This window comes from Wolbachia endosymbiont (group A) of Lypha dubia, assembly GCF_964028575.1.
Taxonomy (GTDB): Bacteria; Pseudomonadota; Alphaproteobacteria; order Rickettsiales; family Anaplasmataceae; genus Wolbachia; species Wolbachia pipientis.
Window position 1 is genome coordinate 769,263 of sequence record NZ_OZ034796.1, and the last position, 20,935, is coordinate 790,197.

General features: G+C 35.5%; 20 protein-coding genes and 3 pseudogenes. 14 read left to right on the plus strand and 9 right to left on the minus strand.

Annotated elements, in window-relative coordinates:
* Nucleotides 1-716: 716 nt before the first annotated feature.
* The 5 genes from ABWU72_RS03915 to ABWU72_RS03935 all read left to right on the plus strand — a co-directional run bounded on the left by ABWU72_RS03915 (nucleotide 717) and on the right by ABWU72_RS03935 (nucleotide 6,127).
* Nucleotides 717-1,643: an ABC transporter substrate binding protein gene (locus ABWU72_RS03915; protein WP_353283895.1), complete on the plus strand. Its 927-nt coding sequence runs from the start codon at nucleotides 717-719 to the stop codon at nucleotides 1,641-1,643.
* Between the two features lie 6 nt (nucleotides 1,644-1,649).
* Nucleotides 1,650-2,489: an ABC transporter permease subunit gene (locus ABWU72_RS03920; protein ID WP_353283896.1), complete on the plus strand. Its 840-nt coding sequence runs from the start codon at nucleotides 1,650-1,652 to the stop codon at nucleotides 2,487-2,489.
* A gap of 9 nt (nucleotides 2,490-2,498) precedes the next feature.
* A complete protein-coding gene (locus ABWU72_RS03925; RefSeq protein ID WP_353283897.1) occupies nucleotides 2,499-3,227 on the plus strand; it encodes an ATP-binding cassette domain-containing protein in 729 nt (242 codons plus the stop codon).
* Nucleotides 3,228-3,540: 313 nt separating this feature from the next.
* The gene (locus ABWU72_RS03930; RefSeq protein ID WP_353283898.1) at nucleotides 3,541-5,646 is read left to right on the plus strand and encodes an ankyrin repeat domain-containing protein; all 2,106 of its coding nucleotides are present in this window, start codon (nucleotides 3,541-3,543) and stop codon (nucleotides 5,644-5,646) included.
* Nucleotides 5,647-5,821: 175 nt separating this feature from the next.
* On the plus strand, nucleotides 5,822-6,127 hold the full coding sequence (locus tag ABWU72_RS03935; protein ID WP_353283899.1) for a hypothetical protein: 306 nt from the start codon (nucleotides 5,822-5,824) through the stop codon (nucleotides 6,125-6,127).
* A gap of 96 nt (nucleotides 6,128-6,223) precedes the next feature.
* Here ABWU72_RS03935 and ABWU72_RS03940 read toward each other — a convergent pair whose 3' ends face one another.
* Together ABWU72_RS03940 and ABWU72_RS03945 are read right to left on the minus strand one after the other, a co-directional pair.
* On the minus strand, nucleotides 6,224-6,715 hold the full coding sequence (locus tag ABWU72_RS03940) for an IS630 family transposase (protein WP_155968340.1): 492 nt from the start codon (nucleotides 6,713-6,715) through the stop codon (nucleotides 6,224-6,226).
* 19 nt (nucleotides 6,716-6,734) lie between these two features.
* Complete coding sequence (locus ABWU72_RS03945; protein WP_155968342.1) at nucleotides 6,735-7,082, minus strand: IS630 transposase-related protein; 348 nt, start codon at nucleotides 7,080-7,082, stop codon at nucleotides 6,735-6,737.
* 113 nt (nucleotides 7,083-7,195) lie between these two features.
* Between ABWU72_RS03945 and ABWU72_RS03950 the strand changes: the two are divergent.
* Nucleotides 7,196-8,028 (plus strand): annotated as a pseudogene (locus tag ABWU72_RS03950) (IS5 family transposase).
* An 86-nt stretch (nucleotides 8,029-8,114) separates the two neighbouring features.
* Nucleotides 8,115-8,947: pseudogene (locus tag ABWU72_RS03955) on the plus strand (IS5 family transposase).
* A gap of 26 nt (nucleotides 8,948-8,973) precedes the next feature.
* Here the strand turns inward: ABWU72_RS03955 and ABWU72_RS03960 are convergent.
* The 7 genes and pseudogenes from ABWU72_RS03960 to ABWU72_RS03990 form a co-directional block, all read right to left on the minus strand.
* Nucleotides 8,974-9,396 (minus strand): annotated as a pseudogene (locus ABWU72_RS03960) (hypothetical protein); the annotation flags it as partial.
* A 39-nt stretch (nucleotides 9,397-9,435) separates the two neighbouring features.
* On the minus strand, nucleotides 9,436-9,984 hold the full coding sequence (locus tag ABWU72_RS03965) for a hypothetical protein (protein WP_353283900.1): 549 nt from the start codon (nucleotides 9,982-9,984) through the stop codon (nucleotides 9,436-9,438).
* Between the two features lie 33 nt (nucleotides 9,985-10,017).
* Nucleotides 10,018-10,671, minus strand: a complete 654-nt coding sequence (locus ABWU72_RS03970) for a hypothetical protein (protein WP_353283901.1) — start codon at nucleotides 10,669-10,671, stop codon at nucleotides 10,018-10,020.
* Nucleotides 10,668-11,168 (minus strand): hypothetical protein, encoded by a 501-nt coding sequence (locus tag ABWU72_RS03975; protein WP_264724146.1) that lies wholly within the window; start codon nucleotides 11,166-11,168, stop codon nucleotides 10,668-10,670. The genes ABWU72_RS03970 and ABWU72_RS03975 overlap by 4 nt, the downstream gene beginning before the upstream one ends.
* 25 nt (nucleotides 11,169-11,193) lie before the next feature.
* Nucleotides 11,194-11,997 carry an AAA family ATPase gene (locus ABWU72_RS03980; protein ID WP_264724147.1) on the minus strand — a complete coding sequence of 268 codons (804 nt, stop codon included), beginning with the start codon at nucleotides 11,995-11,997 and terminating at the stop codon, nucleotides 11,194-11,196.
* 26 nt (nucleotides 11,998-12,023) lie between these two features.
* Complete coding sequence (locus ABWU72_RS03985) at nucleotides 12,024-12,827, minus strand: ATP-binding protein (RefSeq protein ID WP_353283902.1); 804 nt, start codon at nucleotides 12,825-12,827, stop codon at nucleotides 12,024-12,026.
* A gap of 52 nt (nucleotides 12,828-12,879) precedes the next feature.
* A complete protein-coding gene (locus ABWU72_RS03990; protein ID WP_353283903.1) occupies nucleotides 12,880-13,377 on the minus strand; it encodes a sigma-70 family RNA polymerase sigma factor in 498 nt (165 codons plus the stop codon).
* Nucleotides 13,378-13,628: 251 nt separating this feature from the next.
* On the opposite strand from ABWU72_RS03990, the gene ABWU72_RS03995 reads away from it, so the two are divergent.
* Genes ABWU72_RS03995 through ABWU72_RS04025 form a run of 7 tightly spaced genes read left to right on the plus strand, consistent with a single transcriptional unit; the run spans nucleotide 13,629 to nucleotide 20,928 of the window.
* The gene (locus ABWU72_RS03995; RefSeq protein ID WP_353283904.1) at nucleotides 13,629-14,312 is read left to right on the plus strand and encodes a hypothetical protein; all 684 of its coding nucleotides are present in this window, start codon (nucleotides 13,629-13,631) and stop codon (nucleotides 14,310-14,312) included.
* Nucleotides 14,313-14,327: 15 nt separating this feature from the next.
* Nucleotides 14,328-16,247, plus strand: a complete 1,920-nt coding sequence (locus tag ABWU72_RS04000) for a DUF4815 domain-containing protein (RefSeq protein ID WP_353283905.1) — start codon at nucleotides 14,328-14,330, stop codon at nucleotides 16,245-16,247.
* Nucleotides 16,248-16,259: 12 nt separating this feature from the next.
* Entirely contained in the window at nucleotides 16,260-17,453 is a 1,194-nt protein-coding gene (locus ABWU72_RS04005; RefSeq protein WP_353283906.1) for a hypothetical protein, read from the plus strand.
* A 2-nt stretch (nucleotides 17,454-17,455) separates the two neighbouring features.
* Complete coding sequence (locus tag ABWU72_RS04010) at nucleotides 17,456-17,641, plus strand: hypothetical protein (RefSeq protein ID WP_353283907.1); 186 nt, start codon at nucleotides 17,456-17,458, stop codon at nucleotides 17,639-17,641.
* Nucleotides 17,638-19,143 carry a hypothetical protein gene (locus ABWU72_RS04015; protein WP_353283908.1) on the plus strand — a complete coding sequence of 502 codons (1,506 nt, stop codon included), beginning with the start codon at nucleotides 17,638-17,640 and terminating at the stop codon, nucleotides 19,141-19,143. The genes ABWU72_RS04010 and ABWU72_RS04015 overlap by 4 nt, the downstream gene beginning before the upstream one ends.
* A 9-nt stretch (nucleotides 19,144-19,152) precedes the next feature.
* The gene (locus tag ABWU72_RS04020) at nucleotides 19,153-19,719 is read left to right on the plus strand and encodes a hypothetical protein (RefSeq protein ID WP_353283909.1); all 567 of its coding nucleotides are present in this window, start codon (nucleotides 19,153-19,155) and stop codon (nucleotides 19,717-19,719) included.
* A 54-nt stretch (nucleotides 19,720-19,773) separates the two neighbouring features.
* The gene (locus ABWU72_RS04025; protein WP_353283910.1) at nucleotides 19,774-20,928 is read left to right on the plus strand and encodes a phage tail sheath subtilisin-like domain-containing protein; all 1,155 of its coding nucleotides are present in this window, start codon (nucleotides 19,774-19,776) and stop codon (nucleotides 20,926-20,928) included.
* Nucleotides 20,929-20,935 lie beyond the last annotated feature (7 nt).

The following is a 20,935-nucleotide window of genomic DNA, read 5'->3' on the forward strand; positions in this document are numbered from 1 at the left end:
ATAATTTAAACGTAAGATCCACTGTAAAAGATAAGATTTAATTTGGAAGAAAAATTGATGTGATTAGAACTTGACCTTACATAGTATAGGAATATTTTTTATAAAAAGAACAATATCCATTTGAAATGTAAAATTATCATAAATTTTTCTTTTTGTTCTCAAATGAATTACTATTAATTTAGTATTATATATTGCTAATAACTTAAATAATCCAACCATTTCCAGCAACAAAAACCGCTACCCGTGAGAACATTTTTCTTTGGGATGCGATGGTCTACCATATGTACCATACGAACTTTTTTATATGGTGATTTTATTATACTCTAAAACCAGCTATATTAGCCTACTTTGGTCATATTTAGATATGAACTAATTCGCTTAGCTTTGTTGCAAAAATTTCAAGCTTTTATTTTTACAACCCTATTTTTACGCAACGCGTTCTCGTAAATATACGTACTATTTTTGTGTTTTTGGGGAAAGTAAATAATTAAATCCTTTACGACGCTAATTCGCAGTATGTTTCTAATGCTATTTTCACTGCTTCAAATGTAATTGACATTATATTTAAAACATATTAGACTTAATTATATAATAATAGAACTTATATATATGATACCTGTAGAAATTAATAATTTAAATCAAGGGTGGCGTTGGCGTAAATAATTTTACATCAATTTTAGGCTTTGTTTGAATTGTAGTTTTTATAGTGTATCACGATGTTGTTTTCCGTCATCTTTAAAGCTTTTTATTATAAGAAGTATCTTTTAGCGTTTCTATCTATCCCATTTTTTACTGTTGCAGTTTATGCTAATCATAAAAATATTGGTATTATTGTACCTCTTGAACATGAAGCAATGACTCAGATTGTTAATGGAATTAAAGAGTCGTTGCAAGACCAGAGTGTTAAAATTACAGTTAAAAATGCTCATGGGGATCCTAATATTTTACTCACAATAATTAAGCAAATGCAGCAGCAAGACATACTCATGCCTATTGGTTCTTCTACCTCTCTAATGACTATTTCTCATATAAAAAATAAACCTATCGTTTGTGTAGCTGCAGCAATAAATAACAAAAATCATCCCTTGGTGACTGGGGTTAATGATGAAATATCGATAATAAAGTTAATTGATAAACTACCATCGTTGTATGATATAACATTATTATATAGTAGTAGTGAAAAAGTAGCACCTGCAGTAAAAGAATTAAAATTATATGCAAAAAAAAATAATATTGTTCTCCATAAAATGATGATAAATAACTTGACTGATCTCCCGCTAGCGGTAAAAAATAGCCCTAAAAGTACGCAAGCTTTTCTAATCTTAAAGGATCATTTACTAGCAAGTGGCATAAATATCTTAAAACAAGAAGCGGATAATAGATCAATTCCTATAATTGCTTCAGATGAAGGGTCAGTAATTGACGGTGCAACTATAGCAATAGGGGTACGAGAAAAGCAAATTGGAGTTAATAGTGGATTAATTGCCAAAGATGTTTTAAACGGCATTCTCCCTAAAAATATTCCTTTTAAGCTTATGGATAGTTTAATGCTCTTTATTAATTCTAAATCATTTTCTAGACAAAAGATTCTAACTAAACTTGAAATATCTTCTTTACCATTTCAGCGTATAGAAATTGAGTAACAAATAATGGACATACTATTTATAGCGTTAGAACAGTCCTTTTTAATACTACCTCTTATTTTGGGGATGTATATAAGTTATGAAATTATGAAAATTACAGATTTAACTGTTGATGGTACTTATGTTTTAGGGGCCGGTATATTTGCCCGTACCATTGATTTTGGGTTATTTCCAGCATTAATATTTAGTATGCTTGCAGGTATGATAGTTGGAAGCATAGTTAGTTTTATGCAAAAAAATGACCGTATTTGTAGTTTAATAGCCGGAATACTTGCAAGCTTTATGCTATATTCGGTTAATCTGCGAATACTTAGACGCCATAATATATCAATATTAGGAACGCCAACGATCTTATCATTATTTAATTTAGAAAATTGGTTGATTCCACTAATTATAACCAATTGTATTATCATTATATCACTAGTATTTTTACTAAATGGAAGGTTAGGATTATTACTTCGAGCATTTGGCTATAATAAAAATTTATTGGGTATTTTAGGGAAAAGACCGGAAGTTTATCGAACTATAGGTCTTGCATTAAGTAATGGATTAGCGGCTCTAACAGGTGCGCTTGCTGCTCAAGTAAATGGATTTGCGGATATTAATATGGGAATAGGACTTGCGCTTACTAGTGTTGGAGCTATCGTCATCGGATTACATATTTTTAGAGGTAATCCTCAGTATTTTCATATTTTTAGGCAAGTAATTGCATGTTTTGTCGGAATATTTTTTTACTTTGTAAGCCTTAGCAGCATATTGCATATAGGAATTGATCCTGTAAATTTGAAGCTTGTTTTAGGGGTAATATTATTTATATCCTTGCAACGCAACAGGAATTATAGATAAAGAAAAAATATGGAATCTTATTTATGTGCTAAAGAAATTGAGTTTAAAGTAACGAACCGTGATAAACCAATAATTTATGATACTACCCTTAATATTGACAAAGGTGAATTTGTAGTGTTACTTGGGGCCAATGGAAGCGGTAAATCTACCTTAGCTAAAATACTAGCCGGCTATCTTGCACCAACGAAAGGAGAAGTATTTTTAAATCAATTACCTATTGATAAAATCTTACCTATCCAAAAGGCTTTTATGGTTGTTACTTTAACCCAAAAAGCTGAAGATAGATTATTCACTGAATTAACTCTGGAAGAAAATATTCTTCTATGGGAAAGTAGGTTCCCAAAGAATGAGCGTTTTACAAGTAAAGAAGTAATTTCTAAAACCTATGCCCCTAAAAAATTTTTATCTCTTTTAAATCAACCGATAAATAATTTTTCTGGAGGAGAGAAACAAGCTATTTTATTAGCCCTTGCAATTAGTCATCCACCTCAAATTTTATTTCTGGATGAACATACAGCAAGTTTAGATCCGAAAGCTTCTAAAGAAATTATTGCGATAACAGCTAAAGTAATAGAAGAACATAACATCACTTCAGTAATGATAACTCATAATTTAGAGGATGCTGTAAATTATGGCAAAAGGATTATAGTATTGGATAATGGGCGAATAGTAATAGATAAAGTAAAATCTTTTAATTTTTACTTAAAAGAGTTAAAAGAAATTTTGAACTCTCTATAACAAAATTGGTTTATTAGTAAGTATGGTTGTAGCTTTACTTTTGGAATGTTCAAAAAAGCATACGCGTCAAGTTAAGGAAAAGTAGCTGAAAAAAAGGGGCAAGTGCTTTTAAGTAGAGTATCACCTCTTTGCATTTGATGGCGGTAAATAGGCACAATGTTGTTACTGGCAGGTGTAGCTAATTAAAAGTAGAAGCATCAGTGTCAGTGAAGTTTATGGGAGTAAAAAATACCAAAGTTAGAAAATTATGCTTGCATTAGTTTTTATTCGTGCTATGTATTATACATAATATCTTTGTAAGCTGGGGGTAAGTATGTTCACTAGAGATATTCCAGAGCCTGAGCAGGTTTCTAGTGCGAAAACAAATCCAGAAATAAATGAAACATTGGAGGGGTTACCAAAAAAGCTAGAGAAAGAGGAAAGGGATGATGAGTACGAGCTTATAAAAAAACATCTTTTTTCACTTGATTCTCGTCTTTTAATGGATAGTAAGCTATCATTTCAGGGTATAGTGTGTACATGGATTACTTCCACACCTAATTTAACAGACAGTCAAAAGAAGTTAAATAGAGAATTATTAAACATTCTTAAAGGTTTAGATCCATGTTATTATAATCCAAAAGAAGATAGGCATTGTGAGTACTATGTTAAGAAATTTACAGAATTCTTACGAAACAACAGGGACAATCAAGATCTCAAAGCTGTTCTTAACCTTAAGAGAGGAGAGTCTGGATTAACAGTATTACACGTAGTATCATCTGTAGGTAATACAACTAAAGAATATAATGAAACTGTAGATTTACTCTTAGAAGCAGGGGCTAATCCTGATATACAGAATAATAAAGGAAAGACACCACTGCATTATACTGATGTGCTTGCTAGTGTAGCTTCTCTCTTAAAAGGGAAAGCTAATCCTAATATACAGGATAACAAAGGAGAAACACCCTTGCATTATGCGGCTAGTATTGGTCATACCAACTATGTGAATTTGCTCCTAGAGAAAAAATCTAATCCTAACATACAGAATAGAAAAGGGGGAACGCCACTGCAAGTTGCAATTGATAATCATCACTACTATATTGAGGAATGCTTTTTCACTGACAACCAAAAGAATTTGAGTAAAGAATTATATTCTATTCTTGATAAATGTTTTGATGCATATGAGAATTGTATATGGAGTAAAGATAAAGATCGTTCAGGTTATGTCGCTAACTTTATTAACTTCACTAAAAGTTTAAAAGAGTTTCTGGATAAACACAGAGATAGTGAAGATCTGAAAATAATTTTCAGTATTCGAGACGAAGGAGGTGGATCAAGAGTGCTTAATCATGCTAGGGATATTGATAAAAAAGTAGTGGATTTACTTTTATCAGCAGGGGCAGTCGATCCGTGCAAAGAAGGAGGTTCGCTTTTAGATTGCGGTGGATCTTTTTATAATGTGGGAGAAAAGTATCGTGTAAAATCTACTTTATGGAGTACGCCAAATCAGGTAAAGTTGAATGAATTTTTAGGTAAGATATCTAAAGCCCAAGGTATGTATAAACTAGGAGAAGTTGTAAATGAAGCTATAAAGTCTGGAGTACGGTTTGATTTTTCTCAACGACTTTCTCAGGATGAAAAAGCATATAATTTTATAGATTGTGTAATGAAAAGAATTGGTGAATTAGAGAAGAATCCTAAAGTCGCTAGTGACATAATATGTAAATTGGTATCAAGAGGAGCAGTATTTGGTAATAAAGTTGATGTTGATGTAATTGATACACTGGATGAATTTAAAGATCACAAAGCTAATATGATAAAAGCTTATGCAGATTATATTAGCAATGCTCACAAGTTTATTGAGGTTGCGAAAAGTGCAACCAATAGTGAGCTGAATGATGTAAGAATAGGTAACTCTACTTTTTACTTAGAATACTCAGAGAACAGCAAGATAGATGTTGCAAAAATCACAGATGGAGCAAGGGATTTAGGGCTAACTCAAGGAGAAATAGAATACGGAAGAGATATAATAAAGATCGGTAAAAGTGAGGTAGAAATTATAACGGCAAATGGTATAAGGCATTACACTGATCTTGCAGATGGTAGCGATATAGTATTAACTTTCTGTACTAGTTTAGGAGAATTAGAAGTTAATTTGCACCCTGACAAGAAAGATAAAGATAAAATAATAGTAGAAGTGAGTAATAAAGAGGAAATATTAGAAAAGTTCAAAAATTGTAAAGAGGAATTAGGTAAGAATTGCTCGCTTGGTGGGTATCTGGTCTACGATGCTATTGAACAGGGATATTTTGAAAGGTCTGGAAAATTGATGCGTTCTGAGGCTATGAGTCAATCTAATAGGAAAACAGAAGAGAGTTGGTACGAAAGAATAAGCAGAGCCTCAAACTCAGAACAAACAACAAGTCGTACTATAGGGTAAAATGGAAATGTTCAAAATTTCATGGTGGTGTTAAGTTAATAGCTTAAGAGATATTCTAAATAAATTATCTTATTTAAAAAATTTGCTTGACGCTTATGGTCTTTCAAGCATGTCACTAGCTTTAAGATTTTGTGGATCCAGTTGTTCTACGTTCTCCACTTTCTCGAGCTTGGTGTTGGGTTTCAGAGCATTATACAATGCAAAACTTATGCACGCTAATCCAACTATTCCCACAACCGCTGCTACTACAGGCATTTTCATGATATACAATGCAACACAATTTACCAACAACACTGCACCAACAACACCAGCCAGGCTTTGTTGCGTTGTTTTTGTTGGTGGTTTGTCTTTTTCATCTGTGGTAAAACATAGTTCTATTTCAGCGGGATTTGGCTCTTGCTCATTAGTTTCTCTATCAACGGAAGTTGGCTCTACAGTATTTTCTATTTGCGCTTCTTCGCTGCTTTCATTTATAGGTTGAAGATCTTCACTATTTATATTGTATAATTTACTGTCAGTTTCTGTAGCTTTGTCAATTGCATGAGTAGTATCTTTATTTGTTACACTATAGTATTTTCTAAAATGAATGATAAATTTCCATTATGGTATTACCAACCAAAAGTTGTAAGTCTGTATATTTATGCATTAAAGGTCTGAGGCGGCTTTTGATGGTATTCCAACAATGCTCTATAGGGTTCAAATCTGGTGAATATGTTGGTAGATAGAGCAAACGGCATCTAGCATTATCTATTAACTCCTTTGTTTTGGGAGTTTTATGGAATGTGGCATTGTCCATAACTATTGTAGTACCATGTGGCAATTTAGGTAATAACATCTTCTCTAACCATGTATTGAATACCTCTTTGTCACACCCACCTTTGAAAGTCATTGGTGCAATAAATCTCTTTCCAATCCACCCGCCTATTATACTGATTCTCTCTCGTTTTCTTCCTGGAATATCTGCATAAATTTTCTTTCCTATTGGAGCACGTCCATACTCTCGGTATAACCTATTATCAACTCCTGCTTCATCTATATATAAGATGCTGGAATGGTCTATTTTTGAGATTTTATCGGTAAATCGCTGCCTATCTTCTTGATTGCGCTCTTGATATAGTGTAACTTTTTTTTAAAGTAATTCTTAGCTGTTTCAGCCTATACCAAATTGAATTTATTCCAAATCCAAGATTTTGTTTCATCTCTGCCAGCGTATGATCTGGATTCTTTTTAACATATTCTTCGAGTATTTTTGGGTCTATTTTTCGAATAAAGCTGCCGTTTTTCGATGGCCTTAGGCTTTCACCAGCGGCTTTCTTTCTTAACCAGCGGTACAGAGTTGCTATTCCTATCTCCAAAAGCTCTGCCACCTCAACCTTTGACTTCCCTTTTTCTATCATCGATACTGCCCTTTCCCTTAAATCCACACTATACGCCATTATAACTCAAATAGCTTATTATACCTTTATCATTTACTTTGGGAAGTACTATAAGAGGTTGTCCGGAAACAAGTAAAAGGCTATAATATCTGAAATTTTAGTACGGGGTAAAGATGAGAAAAAAGTATCCAACAGATCTAAGCGAAAGGGAATGGGCAAGAATAGAAAAACACTTCAGAGTATCATACAAGAAAGGAGGAAGGCCGCCAAAGTATAGCAAAAGAGAAATATTAGAAGCAATTTTCTATGTATTGCGTACAGGGTGTCAATGGCGGTATTTACCAAATGATTTTCCGCTATGGAAGACTGTGTATGAGCAGTTCAGGCAATGGAAGAAGCAGGGAATTTTTGAGAAAATGAATTATGAAATTACAAAATATAGTAGAAGAAAAATAGGAAGGAATGAGCAGCCGAGTGCCTGTATAGTAGATAGTCAATCTGTAAAGACTACAGAAAAGGGGGGATCAAAGGCTATGATGGAAGTAAAAAAGTAAAGGGTAGAAAAAGGCATATAATTACAGACACTCAGGGTTTTATACTAGGTTGTTACGTAGGCGCTGCTAACGAAAATGATAGAGATGGTATTAAAATAGCATTAAACAATATGAGAACAAAATATACTAAAGTTAAAAAAATGTGGGCTGACATGGGATACCAAGGAAGAAATTTAAAGAATCACATAAAGGAAGAATATGACATAGATATTGAAATTGTTAAAAGGCCTCCATGTAGATTTTGGGTGCACAAAGATACGCCACCTGAGCTACTACCAACAAGAGAACAAGGGTTTAAAGTACAGCCAAGAAGATGGGTTGTAGAAAGGACTTTTGCTTGGGTTAATAGGAATAGAAGGCTATCGAAGGAGTATGATTTACTCACAACATCCACTGAGAATTTCATATACCTAGCTATGAGTAGGGTTATGTTAAAGAGGGAATATGCTTGAATTTACTAGTTTCCGGACAACCTCTTAGAGGTTGTCCGGAAACAAGTAAAAGGCTATAATATCTGAAATTTTAGTACGGGGTAAAGATGAGAAAAAAGTATCCAACAGATCTAAGCGAAAGGGAATGGGCAAGAATAGAAAAACACTTCAGAGTATCATACAAGAAAGGAGGAAGGCCGCCAAAGTATAGCAAAAGAGAAATATTAGAAGCAATTTTCTATGTATTGCGTACAGGGTGTCAATGGCGGTATTTACCAAATGATTTTCCGCTATGGAAGACTGTGTATGAGCAGTTCAGGCAATGGAAGAAGCAGGGAATTTTTGAGAAAATGAATTATGAAATTACAAAATATAGTAGAAGAAAAATAGGAAGGAATGAGCAGCCGAGTGCCTGTATAGTAGATAGTCAATCTGTAAAGACTACAGAAAAGGGGGGATCAAAGGCTATGATGGAAGTAAAAAAGTAAAGGGTAGAAAAAGGCATATAATTACAGACACTCAGGGTTTTATACTAGGTTGTTACGTAGGCGCTGCTAACGAAAATGATAGAGATGGTATTAAAATAGCATTAAACAATATGAGAACAAAATATACTAAAGTTAAAAAAATGTGGGCTGACATGGGATACCAAGGAAGAAATTTAAAGAATCACATAAAGGAAGAATATGACATAGATATTGAAATTGTTAAAAGGCCTCCATGTAGATTTTGGGTGCACAAAGATACGCCACCTGAGCTACTACCAACAAGAGAACAAGGGTTTAAAGTACAGCCAAGAAGATGGGTTGTAGAAAGGACTTTTGCTTGGGTTAATAGGAATAGAAGGCTATCGAAGGAGTATGATTTACTCACAACATCCACTGAGAATTTCATATACCTAGCTATGAGTAGGGTTATGTTAAAGAGGGAATATGCTTGAATTTACTAGTTTCCGGACAACCTCTAATTCCAACTGCAAGTCAAAAATTGTTCTAGATATTTGATGCTTTTCTGCTCTTTGTAATTAGTGTGTTTTTTTCCAAGCCACTGAGCTATAGAAGCCATTACTTCAGGAAACTCTGTTCTAGTGCTTTTTCTATGTACTTCTGCCCAAAGGTCAATGATATCACCACCTTCTTTTGTTGCAAAATCATGCCATAGGCCAGCTTCACTGCCACTTAATTCTACTACTAGACTCTTTCCTTTATCACCTTGTACATTGCCTACATAAAACTTATCACCACGAAAAGTTCCCCTTGGTAATAGGTATGAAAGACAAGACCTGATATTTAGTAGAAGTTGATCTTTTAACTGTTCTTTCTCCTCTAATTGCTTATAATGTCCATTCTTTAGTGGAGCTGCAGTATTAAAATCACAATAGATATCCATAAAATCCTCTAAATATATTTTAAATTTAATTAATTAAAACTAAGCAGTAGCTATAGTCTTCCAACATCCATTAATTTTGCGAATGTATTTTGTTATAGGCTTGCTATTTCTAAGTTCATACATCACTTTTAAAGTATTTGTACGTTCGTTAGGTTTAAACATAACAATGCCAGATGTATAAGCACTTCTTAAAATGTTTGAGCCGCTTAAAGCTTGGAATGGATTTTTTTTCAATATGGCTGAAGATACTTTTTTAGTATGGTGCGTGAGGATCACTCCAGCCATAGGGTTAGTTATAAAACGTAATTTATCCATTCCACTTTTTAGGAAAGAAAGCATACTTCCGTAGTCGAGGAAAGAATCGATGACAATGAGATCGACTGTCTTTGCATCAAGTTTTTTTGCTATCATTGATCTTATTCCTTCAGGATTCAGAGTTAATGGTATTTTTTTTGTAATGACCAAATTTTCTTTTACTAAATCCAAGAGGTTCTGATCAATTTTAAGCTGAAGTAAGCGTTCTCTCATATCACTATACTCCATTTCGTTTTGCAGATAAAATATCTTCAATGGTTTTGCAGGTTTCATGTCAAGAAATGGTATTCCAGCAGCTAGATGTGCTCACAAGGAGAGTAGAAAATTACTTTTGCCAACTTTTGGAGTACCACCGATGACTAAAAGACCGCCAGGAGTTAAGATTCTTGGGCCTATTATATCTTTTGGCATTGGTGATTTATCATTTAAGTAATGTCTTACAGAAAATACTTTTTCTCCGTTTTCTTGCAACGTGGAATTTTTTTCAGCTTTAGTGTTCAACCACTTTTTGGCAGAATCTATGTTACCTTCAACAAAAGTCCAAAGACTGAGTATGTCTCCCTTCTTTTCTTTATAAATGTCATTCCAATTTCCTGCTTTCTCTCCTTTTATTTCAACTATTATCTTATCTTTACCTAAATTTCCCAGATAGAACCTATCTTGATAAAATTCTCCGCCCGGAAGTAAGTAAGATACACATTCCTTAATATTATTAATCAATAGTGATTTAATCTTTTGAGATGAAAAATCCATAAAATCTCCCTTTTTTCCAATAATTTTACTCAACATATTTTTTAAACGTTCAGAGTCCAAGTTAGCGAGCTCGCAAACAGTTCTGAAAGATTCTGTGCTGTGGATCCATGAATAAGCTTCTTTTCTAAGCTCTCTATTCTTTCCTGTTACATCCAAAATAGCCTGTTCAACAACAGCAACCCACAGCTTCTCTTCATCGTACTTCAAAATGGAACCCAGTCAGATTTAACGTCATTACTTTGTTCAGGAGTAATAGCTGCAGCAATTCTATTCCTGTCTCCATATCTACTATCGGTCTCAATGCCAACTTTTGCAGTAAATTCTAGGCCATTTAAATCTGCAACTGAGCCAAGCTTACGGGCAAGTATCGCCTTCTCTGAATTATCATGTGGGTGAATATTGCGTGCTGACTCTAAAATACTTCGAATCATAGCACGACCCATTTCTCCCCAGACATCTTCTCTTTCAACGTTTGCTTTGCCGCTTTTTATCCCAATTGCTTGATAAATCTTTTGCCTTGCATATGGCCCTTCAATGACGGTAAATTCTGCATTTAAATAAATGCTACCGGTAGTGGGACTTTTGGTGAACCAACATTCATAACCTCCAGGCTTAATGGCCATTTGGACTTTTATTGTTGTACCTTTAGGTATTAAATTACTTTGCGACTTTGCAGTGTTAAAATCAGTTAAATTCTGTAACATAAATACTCCCATAATAAAGTTGAAATCAGTTGTTCCATTGATTTATAAGTTGCCAACTACCATTTATCTTATCGACAAGCTTACTTGGCACACGTTCACCATTACGTAACTCAAATACTATTTGGCGGACAGTGCTTCCTTCATCTTGACTGAACATCACCATTCCAGTAGTGTAGAAACCCCTTAAAGACCCAGCACCACTTAAACCCTGAAATGGATCTTCTTCTAGCATTTTTTTGGATAATTTTTTAGTGTGGTGAGTGAGTATTATACCGGCATCTGGATTAATAACATTTCTCAGTCTTTCAAGCGTTTTTTGCAGGAAGAATAGCATAGCGCTGTTATCGTTCTCATTACCTGAATTAAAGATATTTCGTAGAGGATCTATGGCGATAATATCTGGCTTGAAACTTTTTTCCTCCAGAGAGTTTTTTATTTCATCTATCTCTTCACTACTAAACGATAGTTGTACTCTTGGCGTGATCATGAAGTTGTTTGCACCAATATCCAAAAGCTCTTTATCAAGTTTTAACTCTTGTAGACGCTCTTTTAAATATCCATTATCAATTTCAGTCTGCAGACAGAGAACTTTCATAGGCTGATTGGGAATCATGCCAAGAAATGAAACACCAGCAGCCATGTGCATTAACCAGGAAATAAGAAAATCACTTTTGCCGATTTTAGGTGGACCACCAAATACCAACAAACCCCTTGGAGTTAATATCCTCGGGTAGATGATGTCTTCTGGGATTGGTGTTGGGTCACTTAAATACTCTTTTACGCTGAAAAAAGGGATTTTTTGACTAACGGTGAAAAAATTTTGTTCCATATTATTCTCCAATTTTTAGATTAAATTTAGGCAGCAGTAGCAAAAGCCTTAGCTTTGATTTTCGTAAGTAATTTTCCCAGATGCGGCTCTTCAACCATATTAAGGCAACCACTTCGATCTTTAGCTGGATATCCCCAAGAATTAATCGTCTGACAGACAAATGAACGTACCTCTGTGCCATCATCTTTCTTGATTCCAACCATACTGATTACTTCATCAACAATGCCGGGAATCTCACTGGCAGTTTTAGCCCCTTCACATTGAGGCAGCCAGGTTGGACGATTGAAGTCATCTAAATATTGACCTAAAGTACCAACGGTAATGATATCTTTATTTGGAATGTGCTGAAACTGATTGAGCCATCCCATCATCTCTTGCGCAAGTATTCCGTAAGCAGCTCTCATGTCTTGCTTTCCACTTCTCTCAGAAAAAGCTTCCGGTTGCATTTTTGCCCATAAGAGACAAAGACGTGATGCTACAGTGATGCTATCAATGAAAATACATCGATATTTAGAAAACTCTTCATTGTACTTACTTGATACGTGCTCATAGTGTCTTTGGCTATACGCTTGATCAGATTTTAGTGCAGGGTTCGGACCACCAATTAGGCAGGCAATATCCCGAGCTTGACTCCAAGTGCGAACACTAATGGAATCTCCCTGCCAATCTTGAACAGCAAGCAGACCTGCTTCAAAGTCAAGACAAAGTGTTGGTTCACTTATAGTCTTTAAGAGGCTGGTTTTACCAATACCGTAAGGACCAAAAATTACTACTTTTATGCCTGTAGTTGTTTTCAGTCTTTCATTATTGTTTAAAATTTTAAAAGTCATTTATTCACCTCAATGTTATATGTTATATATTCAGGAAAGGTAAAATTTATGTTCAATTTTTCTTTTTGCCCTTGTAGTAGATGGAAGAGAGTTTGATACGTATTTTTCTTATCATAGTATTTAAAGTAGTTCTTGATATGTTGTTCATCTTAGCAACTTCATATAAGTTAAAGTGCTTGAGTTGCTCGCATATCTTTTGCATCTTTCTTGGTAGCGTTGAAATCATGTAATCTACATCAGTACGTTTTGCTACTTCATCTTCAAAAGCTTCTGTTTTCTCAATATTGATGTAGTTATTAATATTGCGTTTTATACATAGTTGTTTCTCTAATAAGTTGTTAGCACGACGTTCAGTTAATCTTGCTACAAAAGTGTTAAAGCTACCTTTACTTTCGTCATATCTATAAAGATAAGCCCAAACTTCACAGAAAAGTTCTTGCTCAAGATCTTCATGAGTTTCATGAGCAAAGCATTCAAAAAGTTTTAATCTCTTAGCTTGATACCGTATATTTTGAACAACTATAGGGTCAACACCAGTTTTTAGTTTCATAACTTTTCCCTAAAACAATTAATGCTTTAAGGATGAGAACTTGTAGGTACACTTTGTAGGACAGGAGCAAAAATAAATAATACAGATGCAATTTTTAAACTACTGATATTCAATTACTTTTCTTCGAGAATAATACAGTTCGATTTTTAAATAATACTGCAACAAAAAATTAGGCAAAAATTCATTTTTTTTGGACAAAAATTTTCCAAATCCTGAATATATATTATATAAGCCTTTCAAACTCATCACAGGTGTCAATCCTTACCCAAACAGGAAGAGCAGCAATTGCAGCAAGTATAAAAGAGCAACCGATACATCTTGCTTGGGGCAGTGGTGATGGAAACTCTGGAAGTAGCCATCAGGTCGAAAAAGTTTTTGTTGAGGGTGAAATAGCCCTAGATCACCACACTATTAAAGATGTAAGGGTTTTTACAGGACAAACAGTGTATCAGCCAAGTATAGACTATACAATTGATAGCAATACTAGTGTAATTAAACTGGTGGAAAACAGCTCTATCACGGCAAATAATGCAGTTACCATAGAGTATACTCAAGACACACCACCAGAGTCCATTACGTCTGAAAAACTGCTCAATGAACTTGGTAGACGCGTTATTGACGAAGTTCTCTTCTGCACAGGTGATGAAAACGGAGAACTTTTGACCCCTTCTGGGAGGTTTAAATCTTCCGCTGTACCAACTAACAATCTCTACCTTAAATTCACTTTCGATTTCACGGACGCAGCAAATCAAGTGATAAGGGAACTAGGGGTTATGGTTGGTACAAAAGTGAAAAAAGAATTACCGCCTGGACAGAGATATTTTGAACTACAAGATATAGAAGACCCGGGGATTTTGTTAGTTTTAGAACACACGGTACCACTTATCAGAACTGCTGCCACAAGAGAGACCTTTGCCTTTGTCGTTACATTTTAGCAAAAGGGAAAAAAGATGACTTTAAATAGCTATTATAATCGCTCTGACAAAGAATACGAAAAAAGCTTGTTCCTTGCAGGAAGAGGTTTGCAATCAGCAGAATTAAATGAGATTCAAGATTATGCTCTTTTGAGGCTCAAAGGCATAGGAGATGCGATATTCCGCGATGGTGATATTATAACGGGAAGCGATTGTATTATAGACGGGGAAAGAGTTACACTTGAAGCAGGAAAAATCTATCTTCGTGGAGCGGTTAGAAAAGTCGAAAAAGAAGAATTTATTATTCCACTTAATACTATAGTTCGCATAGGTGTTTATTATGTAGAATCTACCATCACAGAACTTGAGGATGAAAATCTTCGTGATCCTGCAGTTGGTACACGTAACTATCAAGAAGTTGGAGCTGCAAGGCTTAAAGTTTCCACCATTTGGGGTTATCAAGCTCAAGGTTTTTTTCCACGTTTTTCTGAAGGAGAGTTTTATCCAATTTATAACATTGAAAACGGAGTGTTGGTAGAGCATTCACCGCCACCACAAGCAAACATAGTAACCACTGCACTTGCCCGTTATGACAAGGAGGCAAATGGTTCCTACGTAGTAAATGGCCTTGAAGTAATGTTTTTGCAGAGGGAAGAAGAGGGAAAGAGACAGGTTTTTGTAATCAACGAGGGAAAAGCTCATGTTGATGGCTATGAGATTGAACTTCCTCACAGTATTCGAATTTATTTTGATGAAGATCCGGATATAAAATCAGTTGAATCAGAACCACATACTTTTCAGGCAAATAGCCAAAGAATAATGGAAGTGAAAGTTAATGATTTTCCAATCAGTGAGATCAAGAAGGTAGATATAACTGTTCAAAAGACATTTGCCGTTACTCATGGTTCATATTCTGGAGCTATTGATCCGATACCTGACTCTGCAGTACTTGAGATTATTCAAGTTAAACAAGGAGACGTTATTTATGAAAATAGTGTAGATTATAAACTAAACGCCGGAAATGTTGATTGGTCATTGGCAGGAAAAGAGCCAGCGCCAGGAAGCAGTTACCTGATAACCTATCGCTGTCGTACTCAGGTAAGCCCTGAAGATATAAATGAACAAGGATGTAAAGTAAGAGGAGCAGTTGATAATAGTCTGGTTTTGATAGATTACACCTGGAAGATGCCCCGCTTTGATTTAATTACCATAGATGCAAAAGGGGTGGTAAGAAGAATAAAGGGAATTGCTCATCCATGGCGACCATCAATGCCAAAAGCACCCGCTGGACAATTGCTGCTTTGCTATATTCATCAGACGTGGAAAAAAGGGGAAGAGGGGAAAATAAAGATAGTGAATAATGCTATCCACGCTGTACCGATGAACGAATTGGAAGCAATGAAAAAAGGAATAAATGATCTTTATGCATTAGTTGCCGAAGAACGTCTGCGTAATGATGCAAATTCAAGGGATCCGACAGCCAAAAAAGGAGTATTTGTTGATCCCTTCTTTGATGATGATATGCGTGATCAGGGAATAAGACAATCTGCAGCAATTGTAAATAGGGAACTAATTTTGCCGATTGATGTAGAAGTTGCTAACGTTGAAAAAGGGAAAAAACCATATCTTTTGCCGTATGAACTTGAGCCGGTACTTGAACAGCTTTTACAGACTGGTGAGGTAAAGATCAATCCATATCAGGCATTTGATCCAGTACCGGCAAAAGTTACCATGAACAAAAACATCGATCACTGGACCGAGATAAAGACCAATTGGTCAAGTCCAGTGACAAGAGAATTTAATACTAGAGAAACAACAGAGCTATTGTCAAGTAATTCATATGAAGCTGAATTTATGAGAGAAGCAGTACAAGATTTTGAGATCGAAGGATTTTCGGTCGGTGAGAAACTTAAAGAAATAAAATTCGATGGCATCGTCATTCAACCCGTGGCATAGAGGGAAAAAAAAGTGGAAAAAAGAGCTAACAATCAAGGACAAATAAGTGGAAAAATAAAAATCCCAGCAAATATTCCAGCCGGTACTAAATTAGTGCAATTTTATGGGGATAAAGGAAGCTATGGAGAAGCAACGTATACTGGTAAAAAAATTATTACCATAGAAGAGCGAAGAAGAGTTTTTTCCAGCAAACGTGTTGATCCTTTAGCACAGACATTTACCTTGGATGAGAGTAGGCATATAGGAGGTGTAGAGCTATGGTTTACAAATAGCGGCAAAAAACGTGTTGTTGTGCAGATTAGGGAAACAACAGTTGGAGTGCCCTCGCAAACAGTCATTGCTGAAAATTCCATCGAGCCAACTAAGATCAATACCAATGGCACAGCAACACGTATAACTTGGTCACCAGTATTTTGCCATGGAGGGCAGGAATATGCAATAGTTTTACTTACTGATGATGCAGATACAGCGGTAAAGATAGCAGAACTTGGCAAATACGATGCAGTAAACAGCCGTTGGGTAACCAGTCAACCTTATCAAGTAGGAGTATTACTGTCATCGAGCAATGCAAGTACGTGGACACCGCATCAGAATCTTGACCTTACTTTTCGACTTTTAGCAGCGAAATTTACTGAAAGTTTTCACGTTATTGATATTGGCAAAGTTACTGCAAATAATACATCAGACTTGATCGCTCTAACCAACGTGGAAAAAGTGGGTTTTGATACCAATGTAGAATTTATCTTAACAGATGAGAAAGGAGAAGAAAACTTTTTGTCTGATAATTTGCCGTTAGCTTTGCGCGCAAGAATAAGTGGAGAATTAACGGTAAAAGTAGCGCTCAAAGGATCGGGGAAAAAAAGTCCAGTTCTCTACTCTGGGTTACAGCTAGTTATGGGGAATATTTCAGAGTCCGGAGATTATGTAACTAGGAGCATTACAGCAGGAGCTAACACTAAAATTACCATAACATATGATGCGCTGATACCTGGTACTGCAGACGTTAAAGCATATGTGCAGAAAAGCGTGGAAGGGGAATGGCAATTAGTAGATTTAACAGCAGGAAAACCAATCGGAGAAAATTGGGTAGAGAGAACTCACGTACTGACGAATTTTAACGATAATGAGACGAGGGTAAAATTAGTTTTGAGTGGAACGGTTGTTTATCGGCCAAAGGTGAAAAATCTACGAGTGATTGTAACATAGAAATGCCAAATGATGAAACTAAACGAGGATATCCTTTGCCACATCCAGAAAATATCGCTGTGCAAGATGTAGTACGTATTCGCAGAGCCATAGAAAAGATAGATGAAGATATGAGTGAAAGAGATAACAATCTTAAAAAAGCATTTGAACGACTGAATTTTGAAACTTTTTTGAATTTTTGGGGATGAAAGAAGCAATCGATGCATTGCATCAAAGAATTAAAGATTTAGCAGCAAGTAGCACACCAGAGCAGCTTGCATATCTTGCTAAGTCATTGGAATTGATAATAGATAAAAAAGCAATCTCCAATATTGTGCAGATGACCACAATAAAAGAAATAATTGATGCACTACAAAAAAGACTTAAGGATTTAGCAGCAAATAGTACACCAGATCAACTAGCATATCTTGCTAAAGCATTGGAATCAATAGTCGACAAAAGTGCAGTGTCTGAAATTGTATACATGACAGATGAAAAGTTGAAAGAACTTCTAAACGCTGCAAGATCACATTTGAATGACATAAATACCAATAAGGAAAATTCAATATCGGCGATAACTGGAGCAAAGACAGAGTCTGTAAATGAGATCAATACGCTAAAAACTAAAACCTTGGATACTTTAAAAGCGTCATCAGATTCATATGTATCGCTACTTGACACAAGAAAAGATGCGAATATTGCGGCAATAAACAGTATTAGCAACAATCATAAAGATGGTCTTAAAGGTTTAGTAGAAGATTTTCGTGCTATTAATAATGTACCACCTGGCTCATCAATTATAGGAGAAATAGAAACTCGAGATGAGCAATTAAAAGCATCCCTTACAAACGAGATAAAAATTAGGGAAAATCAGCTAAGAACACTCACAACCAAATTTAACTCCATCAATGATGTGCCTAGCAGTTCATCAATTATGAGAGAAGTGAAAAAGAGGAATATGGTTGAACCAGGGTCATTACCTTTCTTGTTTGGAGTACTCAGTAGAAAAAATAATTACCTTGGCTATGGAACTTTCACAACTGAACTTGGAAAGTGGAACAGTGGAACCGACTACATGCTACAACTACTAGCAGGTAGCCATATATACGATACAAGTTACGTCAGTTTTTATCGACCAAGACAACTCAGTTTTATAGAGGGAAATAAAGGTACATTTATTTACGGAGAGTTATACACAAACAGTTTTTCGAGTAGTCATGATTCAATATATTACTACCCATATGCTGCACTTGGAGTAATATTTGTAAAAAATACAACCAATGCGAACATAAATAAAACAATAGAATTTGTTGGATCATCTTGGAGTGCGGAATATGCAAGTGCAGGATTATTTGTGGGAACTCCTGATAACACAAATGCTAATAAGTCAAGAATTTCAAGGATAACGTGGAAAAATGTTTACGTACACACGGGTTATAGTAGCAGCTTTGCTGGATCTGGGAATGTAGAAATTCCAGCAGGAAAAACAGTTGCAGTATTACTTTATACATCATCTTATCTATATTCCAGAGGAAAAGTTAGTGAAGGTATGCTTTCAGGTGATATACATATCTATAGTCAATTTATCCAGTGGGGGATTTATAACATACGTAACAATTTTCTAACCACAGGACTTGAAGTAGATGTGGAAAGGACGCTAAGGGCTTGGCAATGTCCAGGATTGGACGCTACATATAAAATTTGGGTGTGAGAAGAAATTGTGACCATTTACATACATTTTGAAAACAACAAGCAAATTGAAACAACAACGCTTGAAAGTAAGCCAACAGGGAATGATTGGTATGAAGCACCAAAGAGTTTTGACTGGCAAAAAAGTTATTGTTTAACAGAAGGAGGGAAAATTGTTGAAAGGAGTAAAGAGGATATTGAGCTGGAATTACTGGAAACTGCGAAACTTTCTGCACTTTCTAGTCTCCGTACTTATTATAATAACTATACTCACCAATATGCAGGATATTCTCATCAGAAGCTTAAGTCGTACGAAATACAAGCGAAAGCCGCAGAGAACATTTTAGCAGCACCAGAATCCATAGATGAAAAAGATGCAGAAATTATAGAGCCATTAGCAAAAGTCCGTGATATTACGGTTATTGAAATGGCAAAGATAATCGAGGAAAAAGCCAAAAAAGCAGTAAAAGCAATAATCAAATGTGAAGAGCTTGAAGATTTAGCCAAGAAGAAAATCAAGGAAATCAAAGATAAAGAAGAGTTGCAGAATTGTCTCAACGATTTTAAGCAAAAAATGCAAAAGGTTTTAGAAAGCTAAAAAAGAAACCTTTTCTCTATCCACTTTCCGAAATTCAACATTACAAGGAGAAAAATGACAGAACAGTTTTTACATGGGGTAAATGTTATTGAGATTACCTCTGGAGCAAAAACAGTACGCACAGCTAAATCATCGGTAATTGGCGTAATTGGTACTGCTCCGGAAGCTGACGGGCAAAAGTTTCCACTCAATAGTCCAGTATTAATAGCAGGAAGCTTAAAAGAGGCAGCAAAACTTGGAAAAAGAGGGACTTTGCCGTCTGCAGTAAATGGAATATTTTCCCAGGTTGGTGCAACAGTAGTAGTTATTCGAGTTGAAAATGCTGATCAAGAAGAAGAAATATTGAGAAATATCATTGGAGGAGTTGATGAAGAAACCGGGGAATATCAAGGGATTCAAGCATTCTTAAGCAGTGAAAGTATAGTCCATGTTGCCCCAAGAATACTAATTGCACCTCAGTTTACTCATCAATTGCCTGGAGATGCTGGAAACCCAGTGGTTAGCGCTTTAATTCCTATAGCAGAAAAGCTAAGAGCAATAATAGTAGCAGATGGTCCAAATACTAATGATGAAGAAGCAATAAAGTGGAGAAAAAGTGTAGGCAGTAGCAGAGTTTACGTAGTTGATCCATGGGTAAAGGTGTTTGAAGGAGAGGAAAAACCGCCAAGTCCATTTGTAGCCGGTTTAATAGCAAAAGTAGATAGTGAACAAGGATTTTGGCATTCGCCTTCAAATAAAGAGATAAATGGTATCGTTGGAACAAGCAGAGCTATTGATTTTACCCTCGGTGATACAAGTTGTAGAGCAAACCACTTAAATGAAAACGAAGTAACAACGATAATCCACCAAAATGGCTACAGACTATGGGGAAATAGAACATGTTCAAACGATGAAAGATGGGCTTTTCTGCCGGTTAGGCGTACTGCAGATCTAATCAATGATAGTCTACTGCGAGCTCATCTATGGGCAGTTGATCGAAACATTACCAAAACTTATATAGATGAAGTGGTAGAGAGTGTTAATTCCTACCTAGCAAGTTTAAAAGCACAAGGAGCGATTATCAGCGGAAAATGTTATGCAACTCCAGAATTAAATACACCAGCAAATATTGCAAGCGGGAAAGTGTATTTTGACTTTGAATTTATGCCACCATACCCAGCAGAACAGATTACTTTCCGTTCGCATCTCGTGAATAGCGAAATATTGTAAATTTTAC